Genomic DNA, 19345 nt, shown 5'->3' with positions numbered 1-19345 from the left:
ATCGCAGCCCACTTTTACTAAGGAATCTTGATGAAGCGCGTCTTGCAGGTACTCGCGGTTCTGGTAGTGCTGATCGCCCTCGGCGCCGGCTGGTATGTGTACAGCAAGCAGCCGACCCGCCAGGGCACGGTGGAGCTTGCCCACCTGCAAGGCTCCGTCACCGTGCGCTACGACGACCGTGGCGTACCGCATATTCGCGCTGAGAACGAGGCCGACCTGTACCGCGCCCTGGGCTACGTGCATGCGCAAGACCGCTTGTTCCAGATGGAAATCATGCGCCGGCTTTCCCGTGGCGAACTGGCCGAAGTACTGGGCCCGAAGCTGCTGGAAACCGACAAGCTGTTTCGCAGCCTGCGCATTCGTGAGCGTGCCCTGCGTTACGTGGAACACATGGATCACGAGTCTGCGGCCTGGAAGGCCCTGCAAGCCTATCTGGACGGGATCAACCAGTATCAGGACAGCCACGCCAAACCCATGGAGTTCGACGTACTGGGCATCCCCAAGCGTCCATTTACCGCCGAGGACACCATCAGCGTCGCCGGCTATCTCGCCTACAGCTTTGCCGCCGCGTTCCGTACCGAACCGCTGTTGACCTACGTACGGGATCAATTGGGCAGTGATTACCTGAAGATCTTCGACCTCGACTGGCAACCCAAGGGCGCGTTGAACCTGGCTGCCGGCGATTGGAAAGACTTGGGTGCCCTCGCTCAGTTGAGCGAACAAGCCCTGGCCGACAACGGCCTGCCGCAATACGAAGGCAGCAACGCCTGGGCCATCAGCGGCTCGCGCACCAAAAGTGGCAAGCCGTTGCTGGCGGGTGACCCGCATATCCGCTTCTCGGTGCCCTCGGTGTGGTACGAAGCGCAGCTGTCAGCGCCGGGCTTCGAGCTATACGGCTATCACAACGCCTTGGTGCCCGTGGCGTTCCTGGGGCACAACACGGATTTCGGCTGGAGCCTGACCATGTTCCAGAACGATGACGTGGACCTGATCGCCGAGAAGGTCAACCCGGACAACCCCAATCAGGTCTGGTACCACGGCCAATGGGTCGACATGACCAGCAGCGAGCAACAGATCGCCGTCAAGGGCCAGGCCCCGGTGATTATCACCCTGCGCCAATCGCCTCACGGGCCGATCATCAATGACGTACTCGGCGAGAATGCCGGAAAGACACCTATCGCCATGTGGTGGGCCTTCCTGGAAACCGACGACCCGATCCTCGAAGGTTTCTACCAGCTCAACCGCGCCGATACCCTGGCCAAAGCCCGCAGCGCCGCAGCCAAGGTCCAGGCGCCGGGTTTGAATATCGTCTGGGCCAATGCCAAGGGCGATATCGGCTGGTGGGCCGCCGCGCAATTGCCGGTCCGCCCGGCCGGGGTCAATCCCGGGTTTATCCTCGATGGCAGCACGCCCCAGGCCGACAAGCTGGGCTTCTACCCATTCAGCGCCAACCCCCAGGAAGAAAACCCGGCGCGAGGCTATATCGTCTCGGCCAATGCCCAACCCGCATCACCCACCGGCATGGAGATCCCCGGTTACTACAACCTGGCGGATCGCGGCCAACAGCTGAACGCGCAATTAAGCGACAACAGTGTGAAGTGGGACCTGAACAACAGCCAGGCCTTGCAACTGGGCACCACCAACGCCTACGGGCCACGGTTTATGGCGCCACTGCTGCCGGTGTTACGTGAGGTGGTCAAGGATCCAGCCGAATTGAAGCTGGTGGAGCAACTGGCGACGTGGAAAGGTGACTACCCGCTGGACTCCACCACGGCCACGCTGTTCAACCAGTTCCTCTACGACCTGGCGTATGCGGCGATGCATGACAAGCTGGGCGACAACCTGTTTGAAACCCTGATCACCACCCGCGTCGTCGATGCCGCCCTGCCACGCCTGGCGGCATCGCCGGATTCGCCGTGGTGGAACAACGGCACGACTAAAACCCGCGCCGATACCGTCAAGCTCGCCTGGGACAACAGCCTCAAGCACCTCAAGGCGACCTTGGGCGATGATCCGACGCAGTGGCAATGGGGCAAGGCGCACACCCTGACCCACGGTCACCCATTGGGCTCACAGAAACCGCTGGACCGAATCTTCAACGTCGGCCCGTTCGCCGCCCCCGGCACCCACGAAGTACCCAACAACCTGTCGGCCAAAATCGGCCCGGCCCCCTGGCCGGTCAACTATGGCCCCTCCACCCGACGCCTGATCGACTTCGCCGACGCCGCCCACGCACTGACCATCAACCCGGTGGGACAAAGCGGCGTGCCGTTCGACAAACATTACGCCGATCAGGCCGAGACCTACATCGAAGGCGGGTATGAGCAGGCGCATTTCAATGATGACGAAGTGACCGCGAATACGCGCGGGACGCTCAAGCTTTTGCCGGCCCGAGCGCCGTAATAAACCTGTAGCCGCACTTCAGACTGGCGCCGCGAAATTCAGCCTGAATTGTTGCGGCGTCACCCCCAGCCGGCGGTTGAACACGCTACGCATGTGCTGGGCATCGCGGAATCCGCATTGATAGGCCACCGTTTTCAGCGGTGCGCTGCCGCTTTCCAGCATCACCCGCGCCGCATCCACTCGCGCCCGCTCGACAAACTCCGCCGGGGTAATTTGCGCTTCTCGGGCGAACACCCGGGAGAAATTACGCGCACTCATGTTCGCCGCCTTGGCCAGGTCGGCGATGGTCAAATCCCCCGTCAGGTTCGCCAGCACATACAACTGCACCAACGCCACCGCCGAGGTTGATTCGGCATGCGGTGTCAGGAATGGACTGAACTGCGACTGCCCACCCGAACGCTGGGTGAACACCACCAGACGTTTGGCCACGCTGAGGGCCACTTCCGAGCCGTGGTCCTGGGCCAGCAAATACAACGACAAGTCGATGCCCGCCGTGACCCCGGCGGAGGTGTAAAGGTTGCCGTCTTGCACGTAGAGCCGGTCGGCTTCTACTTGGGTCAACGGGCACAAACTCGTCAGCGCGGCGGCATCGCCCCAATGGGTGGTGACGGTACGGCCGTCCAGCAAACCGGCGCGGGCGAGCATGAACGCACCGTTGCAGATCGAGCCAAAACGCTTGGCTCTGGCACTGGCTTGGCGTAACCAGTCATCGAACGCCCGGCCAAAATCCAGGAACGGCAGCTGTGGACCGCCGGCCATCAACAGCAAGTCATACGGCTGCAGCGCTTCACTGAAATGCCGATGGGCCTGCAAGGACAAACCGTTGGAACAGGCCATGCTGCCGTGGTCCAGGCCAAGCACCTCCAACTGGTAGTGCTCCTGCGGCGGCAGAAAACGGTTGGCCTCGCAAAACACATCCATAGGGCCGGTCACGTCCAGAGACTGGACGCCGGGGAAGATCAGGATGGCGACGGTTTTGCCCATGGATAGAGACACCTTTTTTTCAACTGAATAAATGCAACCCCCCTGTGGGAGCGGGCTTGCTCGCGAAAGCGTTGGGCCAGTCGACACATGTATTAACTGACACACCGCTTTCGCGAGCAAGCCCGCTCCCACATTTGATCTTCACAGTTTTCAAGAGACTCGTCCGGTTGGCACGATGTGGCAGCACATTGGCCAGGATCGCGCCCTCACGGCGATTGTCCCCTCGCGGGCACGCGACCAGACTGGACTCATCAGCGCCAACCCGGCGCTTTCTTGAGGATAACGACCATGAGCACCACCATCGCCGGCATCAAGATCCCGGACAGCGCCCTGGCCAAAGCTACCACTGAATACATCCGTGATATCGAATCCGACCTGTTGTACCACCATTCCCGCCGGGTATTTCTGTTCGGCGCCTTGAGCGGTGAGCGCCAGCAGCTGGCCTACAACCCAGAACTTTTGTACGTCGGAGCAATGTTCCATGACCTGGGCCTGGTGGAAGGCCACCGCAGCGACGACGAACGCTTCGAAGTAGACGGTGCCAATGCCGCCGCCGACTTCCTCAAGCCTTACGGGCTGAGCGATGACGATATCGAACAGGTCTGGTTATCCATCGCCCTGCACACCACGCCGGGAGTGCCCAAACATCTGCGCCCTACCGTCGCCTTGCTCACGGCAGGCGTGGAAATGGACGTGCTGGGCATGGAATACGCCGCCTTTACTCAGGTGCAGCGCGAAGCCGTGGTGCATGCGCATCCACGCGGTGAAGGGTTCAAGGAGTGCATCATCTGCGCCTTTGCCGACGGCCTGCGCCATCGCCCGCAGACCACGTTTGGCAACGTGAAGACGGATGTGCTGGTGGATCAGGAGCCGGGGTTCAAGCCGATGAACTTTGTCGAGGTGATTCGCAAGTCGCCTTGGAGCGCCTGAAACACAATCTGCAGCAGTGTGGGAGCTGGCTTGCCTGCGATGGCGGCGGATCAGTCGGCAGATATGCCAACTGACAGGACCTCATCGCAGGCAAGCCAGCTCCCACATTTTCAAACCGGTCCAGTCAATTAGACCGGGGCTTGCGCCCGACGCGCATCCGGCTGTTTCCAGCCATCAGCCGCCGCTTCTTCGATGGCCTGCTGGATCGCTTTCTTGCGCAGCTCTTCGGCACGACGGCTGAAGAACCACACCAGGAAGGTCACCAACGACACCGCCAGCAGAATCAGGCTGGCCACGGCGTTGATCTCCGGTTTAACCCCCAGGCGCACCGCCGAGAACACTTCCATCGGCAAGGTCGTGGAGCCCGGGCCGGACACAAAGCTGGCCAGTACCAGGTCATCCAGAGACAGCGCGAAGGACATCATCCCCCCCGCCGCCAACGACGGCGCGATCATCGGGATGGTGATCAGGAAGAACACCTTCCACGGCCGCGCGCCCAAATCCATCGCCGCTTCTTCAATCGACAGGTCCAGCTCACGCAAACGTGCCGACACCACCACCGCCACATACGCCGCACAGAACGTCGTGTGGGCAATCCAGATAGTGACGATGCCACGCTCCTGGGGCCAACCGATCATCTGCGCCATGGCCACGAACAGCAGCAACAGCGACAGACCGGTGATGACCTCGGGCATTACCAGCGGCGCAGTCACCAGGCCGCCAAACAGCGTGCGGCCCTTGAAGTGGCTGATACGCGTCAGCACGAACGCCGCCAACGTACCCAGCGCCACTGCGGCCACCGCCGTATAGCAGGCAATTTCCAGGGAGCGGGCCACCGAGCCCATCAGTTGGGTGTTATCCAGCAAACCGACGTACCACTTGATCGACCAGCCGCCCCACACCGTCACCAGTTTGGATTCGTTGAACGAGTAGATCACCAGGATCAGCATCGGCAGGTAGATGAACAACAACCCCGCCACCAGCATGAAGCTTGAGAAACTGACGCGCTTCATATCTTGCCCTCCATCTCTTTGGCTTGGCTGCGGTTGAACAGAATGATCGGCACGATCAGGATCGCCAGCATCACCACCGCCAGGGCAGACGCCACCGGCCAGTCACGGTTGTTGAAGAATTCTTGCCACAACACTTTACCGATCATCAGGGTTTCCGGGCCGCCCAGCAGTTCCGGAATCACGAACTCGCCCACCACCGGGATAAACACCAGCATGCAGCCGGCGATGATGCCGTTCTTGGACAGCGGCACGGTGATTTTCCAGAAGCTGTTGAAGGTGCTCGAACCCAGGTCCGATGCCGCTTCCAGCAGGCTCTCATCATGTTTGACCAGGTTGGCGTACAGCGGCAGGATCATGAACGGCAGGTAGGAATACACCACGCCGATATACACCGCGATATTAGTGTTGAGGATCTGCAACGGCTCGTTGATCAGCCCCATGGACATCAGGAAGCCGTTGAGCAAGCCGTTGTTGCTGAGGATGCCCATCCACGCATAAACGCGGATCAGGATCGCGGTCCAGGTCGGCATCATGATCAGCAGCACCAGCACGGTCTGCATTTCCTTGCGGGCGCTGGCAATGGCGTAGGCCATCGGGTAGCCGATCAGCAGGCACAACACCGTGCTGAAAAACGCCATCTTCAGCGAGCCCAGGTACGCGGCGATGTACAACTCGTCGTCGCCCAGCATCGCGTAGTTGGCCAGGTTCAACACCAACTGCAGTTTCTGCTCAACGAAGGTGTAGATCTCGGTATACGGCGGGATCGCTACGTCGGCTTCGGCAAAACTGATCTTCAAGACGATGAAGAACGGCAGCATGAAGAACAGGAACAACCAGAGGAAAGGGATCCCGATGACCACATGCCGGCCACCGGGGGTTATTCGTTGCAACTGGCGCTTGAGCTTCTTCATGTTCATGAGCGAAGTACCACGCCGCTGTCGTCTTCCCACCACACGTAGACCTGGTCGCCCCAGGTAGGCCGTGCGCCACGACGTTCGGCGTTGGCGACAAAGGATTGCACCAGCTTGCCGTTCGGCAGTTCGACGTAGAACACCGAATGCCCGCCCAGATAGGCGATGTCGTGCACCTTGCCGCTGGACCAGTTGTGTTCACAGGTCGGCATCTCGGAGGTGACCAACAGTTTTTCAGGGCGGATGGCGTAGGTCACCGACTTGTCTTCTACCGCCGTGGCAATGCCGTAGCCGACGTAGATGTCGCGGTCCAGGTCCGCGCACTTGAGCACCGCGTGACCTTCGGCGTCGTCCACCACCTGGGTTTCGAAGATGTTGACGTTGCCGATGAACTCGCACACCAGGCGGCTGGTAGGGGTTTCATAGATGTCGATCGGGCTGCCGATCTGGGCAATCCAGCCCAGGTGCATGATCGCGATGCGCTCGGCCATGGTCATGGCCTCTTCCTGGTCGTGGGTCACCATCACGCAGGTCACGCCGACGCGCTCGATGATCTCCACCAGCTCAAGCTGCATCTGCGAACGCAGCTTCTTGTCCAGCGCACCCATCGGCTCATCCAGCAGCAACAGCTTCGGACGCTTGGCCAGGGAACGCGCCAGAGCCACCCGCTGACGTTGACCGCCAGACAGTTGATGCGGCTTGCGCTTGGCGTACTGGCTCATCTGCACCAGCTTGAGCATCTCGGCCACACGGGCGTCGACCTCAGACTTGGGAATCTTGTCCTGTTGCAAGCCAAACGCGATGTTCTGGGCCACAGTCATGTGGGGGAACAAGGCGTAGGACTGGAACATCATGTTGATCGGCCGCTCGTAGGGCGGCATGTCGGTGATGTCCACACCGTCGAGGTAAATGCGTCCTTCCGTTGGGCGCTCGAAGCCTGCGAGCATGCGCAGCAAGGTGGATTTGCCCGAACCTGACCCGCCGAGCAAGGCGAAAATCTCGCCTTTCTTGATTTCCAGGGACACATCGTCCACGGCGATCGTCTCGTCGAATTTTTTCGTGACCCGGTCGATTTTGACCAACACCTTTTTCGGTGTCTGGTCGCCCTCGAGGGCTTTCTTATAGGCGCCGGAGGCAACTGCCATTTACGAAACTCCCAGAAAAAAAAGAGTGCAGCGGGCCCAATACGGGCCAGCCTTGGATAGTTTGAGCTTTAAGCCTTATTTGCCCGTCTTGACCTTGGTCCAGCTACGGGTCATCAAACGTTGCACTTTCGGGGGTAACTCGAAGTTGACAAAAGTCCGGTCGAGAACCGCCTGCGGTGGGTAAACCGCTTCGTCGGTGCGTATCGATTGCTCCATCAGTTTGTCCGCCCCTGGGTTAGGGTTGGCATAACCGACGTAATCACTGACCTGAGCGATCACTTCAGGTTGCAGTAAATAGTTGATGAAGGCGTGGGCCTCTTTGACGTTGGTGGCGTCCTTGGGGATGGCCAGCACGTCGAACCAGAGGTTGCCGCCTTCTTTCGGAATCGCGTAGGCGATGTTCACGCCTTTGCCAGCCTCGGCCGCACGGGCCTTGGCCTGGAATACATCCCCGGAGAAACCGGCAGCCACGCAGATGTTGCCGTTGGCCAGGTCAGAGATGTATTTGGAAGAATGGAAGTAGGTCACGTAAGGACGCACTTTCAGCAGTTTCTCTTCAGCCTTTTTGTAGTCGGCCGGGTTTTCGCTGTTGGGGTTCAAGCCCATGTAATTGAGGACCGCCGGCAGCATTTCATCCGCCGAGTCCATGAAGGACACGCCGCAGCTGGCCAGCTTCTTCATGTTTTCCGGCTCGAACAACACGGCCCAGGAGTCGATCTTGTCGACGCCCAGCACTTCTTTGACTTTATCGACGTTGTAACCAATGCCGTTGGTGCCCCATAGATAGGGAACAGCGTACTGGTTGCCCGGGTCGTTCTTTTCCAGGCGCTTGAGCAACGCCGGGTCAAGGTTGGCGTAATTAGTCAGCAACGACTTGTCGATCTTCTGGAACGCCCCGGCCTTGATCTGCTTGCCGAGGAAATGGTTGGACGGCACCACCACGTCATAACCGGTACGGCCGGCCAGGAGTTTGCCTTCCAGGGTTTCGTTGGAATCGAACACGTCGTAGACCGGCTTGATGCCGGTGGCCTTTTCAAAGTTGGCCAAGGTGTCGGGGCCGATATAGTCCGACCAGTTATAAATATGCACGGTCGGCGCGGCCTGCACGCTGACAGCCAGCGTGATACCTGCACCCACCAGCAAGGCTTTGCGAAATAAAGAAATTGGCAAGTGGAGGTCCTCTTGAATAGTTGGGCCCAAGTTGCCCGGGTCGCACGGTAGTAAACCCGCTCGACTTTTAAACCGGCGCGCAACTTACCCTCGATAAACCGATCCGGCAAAACTTTTATGTGGTTCAAATTCCCTGTAGCCGCTGCCGAAGGCTGCGATCGATGGCGAGGCCGACGCGCTCTTGCCATCGCTGGGGACCTTCGGCCCCATCGCAGCCTGGCGGCAGCGGCTACAGAGGTGTTACTTACCGGACTTGATCTTGGTCCAGCTGCGCGTCATTTCACGCTGAGTTGCAGCGGGCAAGTCAGCAATGGCATACAGCTTGGCTTGCACATCAGCCGGCGGGTAGATGCCTGGGTCGCTGGTAATGCTCTTGTCGACCAGAGCGGTCGCCTTCTCGTTGCCGTTAGGGAAACGCACGCTATCCGTGATCGCGGCCATCACTTCAGGCTTGAGCAGGTAGTTCATGAACTTGTAGGCGGCGTCGACGTTTTCAGCATCTTTAGGGATGGCGACCATGTCGTAGAAGCTACCTGCACCTTCTTTCGGAATGTCGTAGGCAACCTTGACCTTGCCACCGGCTTCAGCAGCACGGGACTTGGCCTGCTGGATATCACCGGAGTAACCGACGGCTACGCAGATGTTGCCGTTGGCCAGGTCGGAAATGTACTTGGAGGAGTGGAAGTAACCGATCGAAGGACGCAGCTTGAGGAACAGTGCCTCAGCTTGCTTGAGGTCTTCTTTCTTCTGGGTGTCGGTCGGCAGGCCCAGGTAATGCAACGCCACCGGCAGCATTTCGGTTGGCGAATCAAGGAAGCTCACACCACAGCTCTTGAGCTTGGCAATGTTCTCTGGCTTGAGCAGCACGTCCCAGGAGTCGATCTTGTCGACACCCAGTGCAGCCTTGACCTTCTCCGGGTTGTAGCCGATGCCGATGGAGCCCCACATGTAAGGGAAGGCGTGCTTGTTGTCCGGGTCGCTGATGGACACGGCTTTAAGCAGCGATTTGTTCAGGTTGTCGTAGTTAGGCAGCTTGGACTTGTCCAGCTCCTGGTAAACGCCAGCCTTGATCTGCTTGGCCAGGAAGTTGTTCGACGGCACAACGATGTCATAACCGGATTTGCCGGCCAGCAACTTGGCTTCCAGGGTTTCGTTGCTGTCGAACACATCGTAGACCACCTTGATCCCGGACTCTTTTTCAAAGTTCGCGATGGTGTCCGGTGCAATGTAGTCGGACCAGTTATAGATGTGCAGTACTTTATTGTCGGCCTGTGCCGCGCCTGCCATCGCCCCCATCAGGGACAAGGCCAGGAGGGTCTTGCCAGCGTTCTTCAAACCTAATGCCTTCATTCGGTCATGCTCCAATTTTTCTTTTTTGGGCCACAGCTTTTTTACAGTGTTGAGTGGCCTGTTGAAGGGCAACAAAACAGGGCGACAGTCTGGCAAGTTCAAGGGCCGGCTTTCAACCAAAGCCCTACATTTATAACGTTTCCAGACGGAGCCCCTTGCAGGCGACTCCGCACTGAGCCTAGCACTTAGCCTTGCAATGCCGCCAAGGTCAGGTCCAGGCAGTGGCGCGCCTTGGTGACCAACTCGTCAACTTCAGCCTTAGTGATCACCAGCGGCGGCGAAATGATCATGGTGTCGCCAACGGCGCGCATGATCAGGCCGTTATTGAAGCAGAACGTGCGGCAAATCATGCCGACGCCACGGCCTTCATAACGCTTGCGTGTGGCCTTGTCCTGCACCAGTTCAATCGCACCCAACATGCCAACACCGCGCACTTCACCCACCAGCGGGTGATCGGCAAGCTCACGTAGACGCTTCTGCAAATAGGGTGCCGTTTCGTCGTGAACGCGGCTGACAATTTTTTCATCGCGCATGATGCGGATGTTTTCCAGAGCGACCGCAGCCGCCACCGGGTGACCGGAATAGGTGAAGCCGTGGTTGAAATCGCCACCTTCATTCAGCACCGCGACCACCTCATCGCGCACGATCAGGCCGCCCATCGGGATGTAGCCCGAGGTCAGGCCCTTGGCGATAGTCATCATGTCGGGTTTGAGGTCGTAGAAATCGCTACCGAACCATTCACCGGTGCGCCCAAAGCCACAGATCACTTCATCGGCGACAAACAGGATGTCGTACTTGGCGAGGATTTCCTTGATGCGCGGCCAGTAGCTGTCTGGCGGCACGATCACGCCGCCGGCACCCTGGATCGGCTCGGCAATAAAGGCACCGACGTTGTCCACGCCCAGTTCCAGAATCTTCTCTTCCAACTGGTTGGCCGCCCAGACCCCGAACTCTTCGGGGCTCATGTCGCCGCCTTCGCCGAACCAGTACGGCTGGGCGATGTGGACGATGCCCGGGATCGGCAAGTCGCCCTGTTCATGCATATAAGTCATGCCGCCCAAGCTGGCGCCGGCCACGGTGGAACCGTGGTAGCCGTTCTTGCGGCTGATGATGGTTTTCTTGCTCGGCTGGCCTTTGATCGCCCAATAGTGGCGGACCATACGCAGCATGGTGTCGTTGCCTTCGGAGCCGGAACCGGTGAAAAACACATGGTTCATGCCTGCCGGGGCGATGTCGGAGATCGCCTTGGCCAACTCCAGAACCGGCGGGTGGGCGGTCTGGAAGAACAGGTTGTAGTACGGCAGTTCTTTCATCTGCTTGGCGGCGGCGTCAGCCAGTTCATCGCGACCGTAACCGATCGCCACGCACCACAGGCCGGCCATGCCGTCGAGGATCTTGTTGCCTTCGCTGTCCCACAGGTACACACCGTGGGCTTTGGTGATGATCCGGGGGCCTTTCTCTTTCAATTGCTTGAAGTCGCTGAACGGCGCCAGGTGGTGATCATTGCTCAAGGCTTGCCATTCACGGGTTTGCGGGTTGTTGCTAGTCATACCAATCTCCAAAAGTAGCAGGTGAAGGTGCGGCGTCTGACAGCCGCACCCGGCGCATCAGACGGCAAAGAGCAGGAATTCCCGCTCCCACGAACTGATCACGCGCTTGAAGTTTTCATGCTCGGCCCGCTTGACCGCGACGTAGCCTGTGATGAATTTTTGACCCAGGTATTTCTCGATGGTCTTGCTGTTTTCCATACGCTCCAAGGCGTCTTCGATGGTCAACGGCAGGCGCAGGTTGCGTCTCTCATAACCACGGCCGACCACTGGCGCACTTGGGTTAATGCCTTCGACCATGCCGATGTAGCCACACAACAGGCTGGCGGCAATCGCCAGGTACGGGTTGGCGTCAGCACCCGGCAGGCGGTTTTCCACCCGACGGTTTTGTGGGCCGGCGTCCGGTACGCGCAGGCCGACGGTGCGGTTTTCTTCGCCCCATTCCACGTTCACCGGTGCCGAGGTGTCCGGCAGGAAGCGGCGGAACGAATTGACGTTGGGCGCGAACAGCGGCAACAGCTCGGGGATGAATTTCTGCAGGCCACCGATGTGGTGCAGGAACAGCTCGCTCTTGGAACCGTCTTCATTAGAGAAAACGTTCTTGCCCGTGGCGATGTCGATGATGCTCTGATGCAGGTGCATGGCGCTGCCGGGCTCGCCGGTCATCGGCTTGGCCATGAAGGTGGCCGCCACGTCGTGCTTGAGCGCCGCTTCGCGCATGGTGCGCTTGAACACCAGGATCTGGTCGGCCAGGGACAGAGCATCGCCGTGACGGAAGTTGATTTCCATCTGCGCCGTGCCGTCCTCGTGGATCAGGGTATCGAGATCCAGCTCTTGCAGTTCGCACCAGTCATAGACGTCTTCGAACAACGGGTCGAATTCGTTGGCAGCTTCTATAGAGAAGGACTGGCGACCGGTTTCCGGGCGCCCGGAACGGCCGATCGGCGGTTGCAGCGGGAAGTCCGGGTCTTCGCAGCGCTTGGTCAGGTAGAACTCCATCTCCGGCGCCACGATGGGCTGCCAGCCTTTGTCGGCATAGAGCTTGAGAACTTTCTTGAGCACGTTGCGCGGCGACAGCTCGATCGGGTTGCCCTGCTTGTCGTAGGTATCGTGGATTACCTGGGCCGTAGGCTCGATGGCCCAGGGCACGAGGAATACCGCGTTCTCGTCCGGGCGGCAGATCATGTCGATGTCAGCCGGGTCGAGCAGTTCGTAATAGATGTCGTCTTCGACATAGTCGCCGGTCACGGTCTGCAACAGAACGCTCTCGGGCAGGCGCATGCCTTTTTCGGCGATGAACTTGTTGGTCGGCGAGATCTTGCCCCGGGTGATACCGGTGAGGTCGCCAATCATGCATTCGACTTCTGTGATCTTGTGGTCTTTCAACCAATCGGTGAGCTGGTCGAGGTTGTTACTCATAAATGCCTCTGGGCTGTGTTTCCTGACGTCCATTAAAGGTCAGGCGTTGGTTGACGCAGTATCCGCGTCGCGTTGCATCGCCCGCTTTCGACAGGCGTTGCCAAATGCCTGGAAGATCGCGAGATAGTGCGGGTTAGAGCTTACCTGCCATTCGGGGTGCCATTGCACTCCTAAAGCAAAAGCCTTGCCCTCTTTCACCGAGAAGGCTTCGATCAAGCCATCCGGAGCTGTCGCTTCAACCTGTAAACCCGGTGCCAGTCGATCAACGCCCTGGGAGTGAATCGAGTTGACCTGGATCGTCTCTGGCAGCCCCAGGCTTGCCAATACCCCATTCGGGGAGATCGTCACCGGGTGCGCCGGGCCGTACTGGACTTCCAGTGGCTGGGTGTCGTCTTCACGGTGATCCATCATGCCCGGCACTTCGTGAACCTTCTGGTGCAGGCTGCCGCCGAAGGCCACGTTCATTTCCTGGAAACCACGGCAAATCCCCAGTACCGGAACGCCTGCCAACAGGGCGGCGCGGATCAACGGCAAGGTGGTTTGGTCCCGTGCAGGATCATGAGCAGTCCCGGGCGCACTGGCCGGACCGTCGTAGTGAAAGGGCTCGATATTGGAAGGTGAACCGGTAAAAAGAATGCCGTCCAGGCCGTCAAGAATATTGGCCGGCGCGAGCAAATCCGCCAAAGACGGAATAATCAATGGCAAGCCCTTGGCAGCGGTGGCCACGGCACGGACGTATTTGTCGCCACTGATGTGATAAGCATGCAGACCGACCTGTTTGGAGCAGGCGGTGACGCCGATTAACGGCAGGCGAGACATGAAGCACCCCGGTATTATTGCTGTTATGGGTTTGAATCGAGCTTAGCCTTGTTCATTTTTTTACACAACACCCCCGTAAAAAATACAACACGGCCCGCTCAAGCGTGCTGGGTCCAAGGCCCCCAAACACAAAAAATCGCCCCAAAAAGCCACAAAAATGCCCTCAAGGCGCTTTTTTAGGGCAAAAAAGGCCTCGCTTGACTTCGGCATGCCGTTCGGGTTGACTGAAACCCGAAGAGATCAATGATTGATATTTTTAACAACAAAGGTGTTGCATCATGTCGGTACCCCCGCGTGCCGTTCAGCTTAACGAAGCGAACGCGTTCCTTAAGGATCATCCTGAGGTTCTGTACGTAGACCTTCTAATTGCGGATATGAATGGTGTGGTGCGCGGTAAGCGCATCGAACGCACCAGCCTCCACAAGGTTTACGAGAAAGGCATCAACCTGCCTGCCTCTCTATTTGCCCTGGATATCAACGGCTCGACGGTGGAAAGCACCGGCCTGGGTCTGGATATCGGTGATGCTGACCGAATCTGCTATCCAATCCCCGACACCCTGTGCAATGAACCTTGGCAAAAGCGCCCAACCGCGCAATTGCTGATGACCATGCACGAACTCGAAGGTGAACCTTTCTTCGCCGATCCTCGCGAAGTGCTCCGCCAAGTTGTAAGCAAATTTGACGACCTCGGTCTGACCATCTGCGCCGCATTCGAGCTTGAGTTCTACCTGATCGACCAGGAGAACGTGAATGGCCGGCCACAACCGCCCCGCTCGCCGATCTCCGGCAAACGCCCGCACTCGACACAGGTCTACCTGATCGACGACCTCGATGAATACGTCGACTGCCTCCAGGACATTCTGGAAGGTGCAAAAGAGCAAGGCATCCCTGCCGACGCCATCGTCAAGGAAAGTGCCCCGGCGCAGTTCGAAGTGAACCTGCACCACGTTGCCGACCCTATAAAGGCCTGCGACTACGCGGTACTGCTCAAGCGTCTGATCAAGAACATCGCCTACGACCATGAGATGGACACCACCTTCATGGCCAAGCCTTACCCAGGCCAGGCAGGCAACGGCTTACACGTACACATTTCGATCCTGGACAAGGACGGCAAGAACATCTTTGCCAGCGAGGATCCCGAGCAGAACGCCGCATTGCGTCACGCGATCGGCGGTGTGCTGGAGACCCTACCCGCCCAAATGGCGTTCCTGTGCCCTAACGTCAACTCCTACCGTCGTTTCGGCGCACAGTTCTACGTGCCGAACTCGCCGTGCTGGGGCCTGGATAACCGCACCGTGGCGATTCGCGTACCGACCGGTTCGTCCGACGCCGTACGTATCGAACACCGTGTGGCCGGCGCCGATGCCAACCCTTACCTGCTGATGGCTTCGGTCCTGGCGGGCGTGCATCACGGTCTGACCAACAAGATCGAACCGGGCGCTCCGGTGGAAGGCAACAGCTACGAGCAGAACGAGCAAAGCCTGCCGAACAACCTGCGCGATGCCCTGCGCGAGTTGGACGACAGTGAGGTGATGGCCAAGTACATCGATCCTAAATACATCGATATCTTCGTCGCCTGTAAGGAAAGTGAGCTGGAAGAGTTTGAACACTCCATCTCTGACCTTGAGTACAACTGGTACCTGCATACCGTGTAAGCGGTTGCAGTAAAAAAAGAACGCCGCAGGCTTTTGGCCTGCGGCGTTTTTTTTGGGGTTGATCAGGTAGCCCGAGGTGACTTCATCGCAGGCAAGCCAGCTCCCACATTTTGATTTGTGAACTCATTCAAAGGTGGGAGCTGGCTTGCCTGCGATGGCGGCTTTGAAGACAACACACCTCCCTGCTCATACAATGCCCTCTGCTTTGTAGGAGACATCCATGACAACCCGCCCCGCCGCCCCTCGCAAACCCCGCGCCCGCAGCCAGGCCCGGATCGACGCGATCCTCGACGCCGCCCGCACCTTGCTGGCCGCCGAAGGCGTGGCCAGTCTGTCGATCTACAGCGTGGCCGAACGGGCGCAGATTCCGCCGTCGTCGGTGTACCACTTCTTCGCCAGCGTACCGGCGTTGCTGGAAGCGCTGACCGCTGATGTCCACGCCGCTTTCCGCGCGGCGCTGCAAGCCCCTATCGATCACGCAACACTCAACCACTGGCGCGATCTGTCCCGCGTTGTAGAACAACGCATGCTCAGCATCTACAGCAAGGATGCCGCCGCTCGCCAGTTGATCCTCGCCCAGCACGGACTGACCGAGGTCATGCAGGCTGACCGCCAGCATGATCTGGAGTTGGGGGACTTGATGTACGAAGTGTTCAACCGCCACTTCGAAGTGCCGGCCTTGCCCACTGACGTCGCCGTCTTCGCCCTGGCCCTGGAGCTGAGCGACCGCGTATATGCGCGCTCGGTGCAGCAGCACGGGCAGATCACGCCGCGCATGGAGGAGGAAGGGATGCGGGTGTTTGATGCGTATGTGGGGCTTTATTTGCCGGTGTTTTTGCCTAAGCGGGTGGCTGCGCCCTGAGTGATGTTTGGCCTGTTCCGGCCTTATCGCGGGCAAGCCCGGCTCCCACATTTGAATGAGTTCACAAATCAAAATGTGGGAGCTGGCTTGCCTGCGATAACGGTTTCAAGAGCGACAGGAACCGTTTGGTCACAACTTGGCGATCGACACCTCGGTTGATTTCACGAACGCGATCACTTCACTGCCAATCACCAGCTCCAACTCTTTCACCGAACGCGTAGTGATAACCGACGTCACGATGCCAGACGCGGTCTGCACATCGATTTCCGACAGCACGTCGCCTTCGACGATTTCCTTGATGGTGCCTTTGAACTGGTTACGCACGTTGATGGCTTTAATAGTCATGGTCTTCTTCCTTCAGGGGACAAGTGAGTTATTGAGCCCAACGCAATTGCGTAGGCAGCGGTGAAACAGGTTCGGGGTCCGGCGCAGAGCCGGGCAGCGACAGCACACGGTTAAGCACTTCGGTTTCCAGGGCTGCCAGGCGGTGGGAGCCACGGACCCGCGGGCGTGGCAGCTCCACGTGCAGGTCGAGGCCGACTTCACCGTCTTCGATCAGGATCACCCGGTCGGCAATGGCCACGGCTTCGCTGACATCGTGGGTCACCAGCAATACGGTGAAGCCGTGCTTGCGCCAGAGGTTCTCGATCAGTTGCTGCATCTCGATCCGGGTCAGGGCATCCAACGCGCCCAGGGGTTCGTCCAGCAGCAACAGGCGCGGCTGGTGAATCAAGGCGCGAGCCAGGGCAACGCGTTGCTTCTGGCCACCGGACAACGCCGCCGGCCATTCATTGGCACGTTCGGCCAGGCCCACCGCTTCCAACGCTTCCAAAGCCTGGGGACGCCAATGGCCCTTGAGCCCAAGACCGACGTTGTCGATGATCTTTTTCCACGGCAGCAGGCGCGCTTCCTGGAACATCAGCCGCGTGTCTTCAATGGCCTCGCTCAGCGGTGCGGAGCCGGCGAGCAACTCACCGCCGCTGGCCTTGTCCAGACCGGCCAGCAGGCGCAGCAACGTACTTTTGCCACAGCCGCTACGGCCAACGACCGCAACGAACTGGCCTGCCGGAATGTGCAGATCAATGTCCTTCAGCACTTCACGAGCGCCAAACGACTTGCGCAACTTGTGCACCGCCAGCGGAATCCCCCGCAGCAGGCGTGGAGGTTGTTGAGCGGTCATGCCGCACCTCCTTTACTCACTTGATAGGCCGGATGCCAGCGCAGCCAGACGCGCTCCAGGCCACGCGCCGCCAGGTCCGCCAGCTTGCCGAGTACGGCGTACAGCACGATCGCCAGCACCACGACGTCGGTTTGCAGGAATTCACGGGCGTTCATCGCCAGGTAACCGATGCCGGAACTGGCCGAGATGGTTTCCGCAACGATCAAGGTCAGCCACATAAAGCCCAGGGCAAAGCGCACGCCTACCAGGATCGAAGGCAAGGCACCCGGCAGGATCACTTGGCGGAACAGACTGAATCCGGACAAGCCATAACTGCGGGCCATTTCCACCAGCGCCGGGTCGACGTTGCGGATGCCGTGATAGGTGTTGAGGTAAATCGGAAACAGCGTGCCGAGGGCGACCAGGAAAATCTTCGCCGTTTCGTCGATGCCGAACCACAGGATCACCAGCGGAATCAGCGCCAGGTGCGGCACGTTGCGGATCATCTGCACCGAGCTGTCCAGCAGGCGCTCGCCCCACGTCGACAGGCCGGTGATAAAGCCCAAGGCCAGGCCGATACCGCCGCCGATCACAAACCCCAGGCCGGCACGCCAACCACTGATCGCCAGGTGGGTCCAGATTTCACCGCTGCGGACCAGGTTGACGCCCGCTTCGATCACGGCGCTGGGAGCCGGCAGGATTCGTGTCGATAACCAGCCGGCAGACACCGACAACTGCCATATCGCCAGCAACAGGACCGGCAGCGCCCAAGGCGCCAATCGATGGCTTAGCTTTTCAAGGTTCATGGCGGCGCCTCAGCTCTGGGACGCAGCTTTGGGAAGGATATCGTTGGCCACCATCTCGCCGAACGGGCTGACATAGCCGGCGCTTTTTGGAAGCTCCGGACGCTCGATGTCCAGGTGCGGGAACAGCAGCTCGGCCACCCGATACGATTCTTCCAGGTGTGGATAACCGGAGAAGATAAAGGTGTCGATGCCCAGGTCCGCGTATTCCTTGACCCGTGCGGCCACGGTCGGGCCATCGCCCACCAGCGCCGTGCCGGCACCGCCTCGCACCAGGCCAACGCCCGCCCACAGATTGGGACTGACTTCCAGGTTATCGCGGCTACCACCATGCAACGCGGCCATGCGTTGCTGGCCTACGGAGTCGAAACGCGCCAGGGAGGCCTGGGCGCGAGCGATGGTTTCATCGTCCACGTGAGAGATCAGCTTGTCGGCGGCTTGCCAGGCTTCGGCGTTGGTCTCGCGCACGATCACATGCAGGCGAATCCCGAAACGCACAGTGCGCCCGAGCTTGGCAGCCTTGGCCCGCACCTGTTCAATTTTTTCCGCCACGGCGGCAGGTGGTTCACCCCAGGTCAGGACCATTTCCACCTGTTCGGCTGCCAGGTCCTGGGCGGCTTCGGAGGAGCCACCGAAATACAGCGGCGGGCGTGGCTGCTGGATCGGCGGGTAGAGCAATTTGGCGCCTTTGACGCTGATGTGCTGGCCGTCGTAGTCGACGGTTTCGCCCTCAAGTACGCGGCGCCAAATCCGGGTGAACTCCACCGACGCCTGATAACGCTCTTCATGGCTCAGGAACAGACCGTCGCCGGCCAATTCTTCCGGATCACCACCCGTGACCAGATTGAACAACGCGCGGCCACCTGACAGGCGATCCAGGGTCGCCGCCTGACGCGCCGCCACCGTTGGGGAAATGATCCCCGGGCGAAGCGCGACAAGGAATTTCAGGCGCTGGGTCACCGGAATCAGCGACGCCGCCACCAGCCACGAATCTTCGCAAGAACGCCCGGTCGGGATCAGTACCCCACCGAAACCCAGGCGGTCTGCCGCCTGGGCCACTTGCTGCAAATAACCGTGATCGACGGCGCGGGCGCCTTCGGCGGTGCCAAGGTAATGGCCGTCGCCGTGGGTAGGCAGGAACCAGAAAATATTGAGGCTCATGGAGTTGTCTCCTG

At 59.5% G+C, this 19345-nt stretch carries 17 protein-coding genes; 4 read left to right on the top strand and 13 right to left on the bottom strand.

Annotation, left to right across the window (positions count from 1 at the left end):
- Nucleotides 1-30 precede the first annotated feature (30 nt).
- Nucleotides 31-2403 (top strand): penicillin acylase family protein, encoded by a 2373-nt coding sequence (locus GNF76_RS13555; RefSeq protein ID WP_155583656.1) that lies wholly within the window; start codon nucleotides 31-33, stop codon nucleotides 2401-2403.
- 18 nt (nucleotides 2404-2421) lie between these two features.
- On the opposite strand, the gene GNF76_RS13550 is transcribed toward GNF76_RS13555, so the two are convergent.
- Nucleotides 2422-3387 (bottom strand): GlxA family transcriptional regulator, encoded by a 966-nt coding sequence (locus GNF76_RS13550; RefSeq protein WP_155583655.1) that lies wholly within the window; start codon nucleotides 3385-3387, stop codon nucleotides 2422-2424.
- 288 nt (nucleotides 3388-3675) lie between these two features.
- Between GNF76_RS13550 and GNF76_RS13545 the strand changes: the two genes are divergently transcribed.
- Nucleotides 3676-4317, top strand: coding sequence for an HD domain-containing protein (locus GNF76_RS13545; RefSeq protein WP_155583654.1), 642 nt, complete (start codon nucleotides 3676-3678; stop codon nucleotides 4315-4317).
- Nucleotides 4318-4445: 128 nt separating this feature from the next.
- Here GNF76_RS13545 and GNF76_RS13540 read toward each other — a convergent pair whose 3' ends face one another.
- The 8 genes from GNF76_RS13540 to GNF76_RS13505 all read right to left on the bottom strand — a co-directional run bounded on the left by GNF76_RS13540 (nucleotide 4446) and on the right by GNF76_RS13505 (nucleotide 13691).
- Nucleotides 4446-5330 (bottom strand): ABC transporter permease subunit, encoded by an 885-nt coding sequence (locus GNF76_RS13540; protein WP_155583653.1) that lies wholly within the window; start codon nucleotides 5328-5330, stop codon nucleotides 4446-4448.
- Nucleotides 5327-6247: an ABC transporter permease subunit gene (locus GNF76_RS13535; RefSeq protein ID WP_155583652.1), complete on the bottom strand. Its 921-nt coding sequence runs from the start codon at nucleotides 6245-6247 to the stop codon at nucleotides 5327-5329. Before GNF76_RS13535 ends, GNF76_RS13540 begins: the two co-directional genes overlap by 4 nt.
- The gene (locus GNF76_RS13530) at nucleotides 6244-7386 is read right to left on the bottom strand and encodes an ABC transporter ATP-binding protein (protein WP_155583651.1); all 1143 of its coding nucleotides are present in this window, start codon (nucleotides 7384-7386) and stop codon (nucleotides 6244-6246) included. Before GNF76_RS13530 ends, GNF76_RS13535 begins: the two co-directional genes overlap by 4 nt.
- A 75-nt stretch (nucleotides 7387-7461) precedes the next feature.
- Nucleotides 7462-8556 carry a polyamine ABC transporter substrate-binding protein gene (locus GNF76_RS13525; RefSeq protein ID WP_155583650.1) on the bottom strand — a complete coding sequence of 365 codons (1095 nt, stop codon included), beginning with the start codon at nucleotides 8554-8556 and terminating at the stop codon, nucleotides 7462-7464.
- Nucleotides 8557-8796: 240 nt separating this feature from the next.
- Nucleotides 8797-9891 (bottom strand): polyamine ABC transporter substrate-binding protein, encoded by a 1095-nt coding sequence (locus tag GNF76_RS13520; RefSeq protein WP_155583797.1) that lies wholly within the window; start codon nucleotides 9889-9891, stop codon nucleotides 8797-8799.
- Between the two features lie 200 nt (nucleotides 9892-10091).
- Nucleotides 10092-11456 carry an aspartate aminotransferase family protein gene (locus GNF76_RS13515; protein WP_155583649.1) on the bottom strand — a complete coding sequence of 455 codons (1365 nt, stop codon included), beginning with the start codon at nucleotides 11454-11456 and terminating at the stop codon, nucleotides 10092-10094.
- Nucleotides 11457-11513: 57 nt separating this feature from the next.
- Nucleotides 11514-12872: a glutamine synthetase family protein gene (locus GNF76_RS13510; protein ID WP_155583648.1), complete on the bottom strand. Its 1359-nt coding sequence runs from the start codon at nucleotides 12870-12872 to the stop codon at nucleotides 11514-11516.
- 39 nt (nucleotides 12873-12911) lie between these two features.
- Entirely contained in the window at nucleotides 12912-13691 is a 780-nt protein-coding gene (locus GNF76_RS13505; RefSeq protein ID WP_155583647.1) for a gamma-glutamyl-gamma-aminobutyrate hydrolase family protein, read from the bottom strand.
- 278 nt (nucleotides 13692-13969) lie between these two features.
- On the opposite strand from GNF76_RS13505, the gene GNF76_RS13500 reads away from it, so the two are divergent.
- Both GNF76_RS13500 and GNF76_RS13495 read left to right on the top strand, forming a co-directional pair.
- Entirely contained in the window at nucleotides 13970-15346 is a 1377-nt protein-coding gene (locus GNF76_RS13500) for a glutamine synthetase family protein (RefSeq protein ID WP_003213894.1), read from the top strand.
- A 220-nt stretch (nucleotides 15347-15566) separates the two neighbouring features.
- On the top strand, nucleotides 15567-16208 hold the full coding sequence (locus GNF76_RS13495; RefSeq protein WP_155583646.1) for a TetR/AcrR family transcriptional regulator: 642 nt from the start codon (nucleotides 15567-15569) through the stop codon (nucleotides 16206-16208).
- Nucleotides 16209-16337: 129 nt separating this feature from the next.
- Here the strand turns inward: GNF76_RS13495 and GNF76_RS13490 are convergent, their stop codons facing one another.
- Genes GNF76_RS13490 through ssuD form a run of 4 tightly spaced genes read right to left on the bottom strand, consistent with a single transcriptional unit; the run spans nucleotide 16338 to nucleotide 19331 of the window.
- Nucleotides 16338-16553 carry a TOBE domain-containing protein gene (locus GNF76_RS13490; protein WP_003213899.1) on the bottom strand — a complete coding sequence of 72 codons (216 nt, stop codon included), beginning with the start codon at nucleotides 16551-16553 and terminating at the stop codon, nucleotides 16338-16340.
- A gap of 28 nt (nucleotides 16554-16581) precedes the next feature.
- On the bottom strand, nucleotides 16582-17388 hold the full coding sequence (ssuB, locus tag GNF76_RS13485) for an aliphatic sulfonates ABC transporter ATP-binding protein (protein ID WP_155583645.1): 807 nt from the start codon (nucleotides 17386-17388) through the stop codon (nucleotides 16582-16584).
- Entirely contained in the window at nucleotides 17385-18173 is a 789-nt protein-coding gene (ssuC, locus tag GNF76_RS13480; protein ID WP_155583644.1) for an aliphatic sulfonate ABC transporter permease SsuC, read from the bottom strand. Before ssuC ends, ssuB begins: the two co-directional genes overlap by 4 nt.
- Before the next feature lie 9 nt (nucleotides 18174-18182).
- Nucleotides 18183-19331: an FMNH2-dependent alkanesulfonate monooxygenase gene (gene ssuD / locus GNF76_RS13475; protein WP_155583643.1), complete on the bottom strand. Its 1149-nt coding sequence runs from the start codon at nucleotides 19329-19331 to the stop codon at nucleotides 18183-18185.
- Nucleotides 19332-19345: the final 14 nt, after the last annotated feature.

The sequence above is a fragment of the Pseudomonas spelaei genome, from assembly GCF_009724245.1.
GTDB classification, from domain to species: Bacteria; Pseudomonadota; Gammaproteobacteria; order Pseudomonadales; family Pseudomonadaceae; genus Aquipseudomonas; species Aquipseudomonas spelaei.
This window is presented reverse-complemented; position numbering and strand designations above follow the sequence as displayed.

Bases quoted from the DNA above. Each gene is read 5' to 3' on its own strand.
- GNF76_RS13505 (WP_155583647.1), bottom strand. From the start codon at position 13,691: ATGTCTCGCCTGCCGTTAATCGGCGTCACCGCCTGCTCCAAACAGGTC.
- GNF76_RS13515 (WP_155583649.1), bottom strand. From the start codon at position 11,456: ATGACTAGCAACAACCCGCAAACCCGTGAATGGCAAGCCTTGAGCAAT.
- ssuD (WP_155583643.1), bottom strand. From the start codon at position 19,331: ATGAGCCTCAATATTTTCTGGTTCCTGCCTACCCACGGCGACGGCCAT.
- GNF76_RS13535 (WP_155583652.1), bottom strand. From the start codon at position 6,247: ATGAACATGAAGAAGCTCAAGCGCCAGTTGCAACGAATAACCCCCGGT.
- GNF76_RS13510 (WP_155583648.1), bottom strand. From the start codon at position 12,872: ATGAGTAACAACCTCGACCAGCTCACCGATTGGTTGAAAGACCACAAG.
- ssuC (WP_155583644.1), bottom strand. From the start codon at position 18,173: ATGAACCTTGAAAAGCTAAGCCATCGATTGGCGCCTTGGGCGCTGCCG.
- GNF76_RS13490 (WP_003213899.1), bottom strand. From the start codon at position 16,553: ATGACTATTAAAGCCATCAACGTGCGTAACCAGTTCAAAGGCACCATC.
- GNF76_RS13495 (WP_155583646.1), top strand. From the start codon at position 15,567: ATGACAACCCGCCCCGCCGCCCCTCGCAAACCCCGCGCCCGCAGCCAG.
- GNF76_RS13540 (WP_155583653.1), bottom strand. From the start codon at position 5,330: ATGAAGCGCGTCAGTTTCTCAAGCTTCATGCTGGTGGCGGGGTTGTTG.
- GNF76_RS13500 (WP_003213894.1), top strand. From the start codon at position 13,970: ATGTCGGTACCCCCGCGTGCCGTTCAGCTTAACGAAGCGAACGCGTTC.
- GNF76_RS13555 (WP_155583656.1), top strand. From the start codon at position 31: ATGAAGCGCGTCTTGCAGGTACTCGCGGTTCTGGTAGTGCTGATCGCC.
- GNF76_RS13530 (WP_155583651.1), bottom strand. From the start codon at position 7,386: ATGGCAGTTGCCTCCGGCGCCTATAAGAAAGCCCTCGAGGGCGACCAG.
- GNF76_RS13545 (WP_155583654.1), top strand. From the start codon at position 3,676: ATGAGCACCACCATCGCCGGCATCAAGATCCCGGACAGCGCCCTGGCC.
- GNF76_RS13550 (WP_155583655.1), bottom strand. From the start codon at position 3,387: ATGGGCAAAACCGTCGCCATCCTGATCTTCCCCGGCGTCCAGTCTCTG.
- ssuB (WP_155583645.1), bottom strand. From the start codon at position 17,388: ATGACCGCTCAACAACCTCCACGCCTGCTGCGGGGGATTCCGCTGGCG.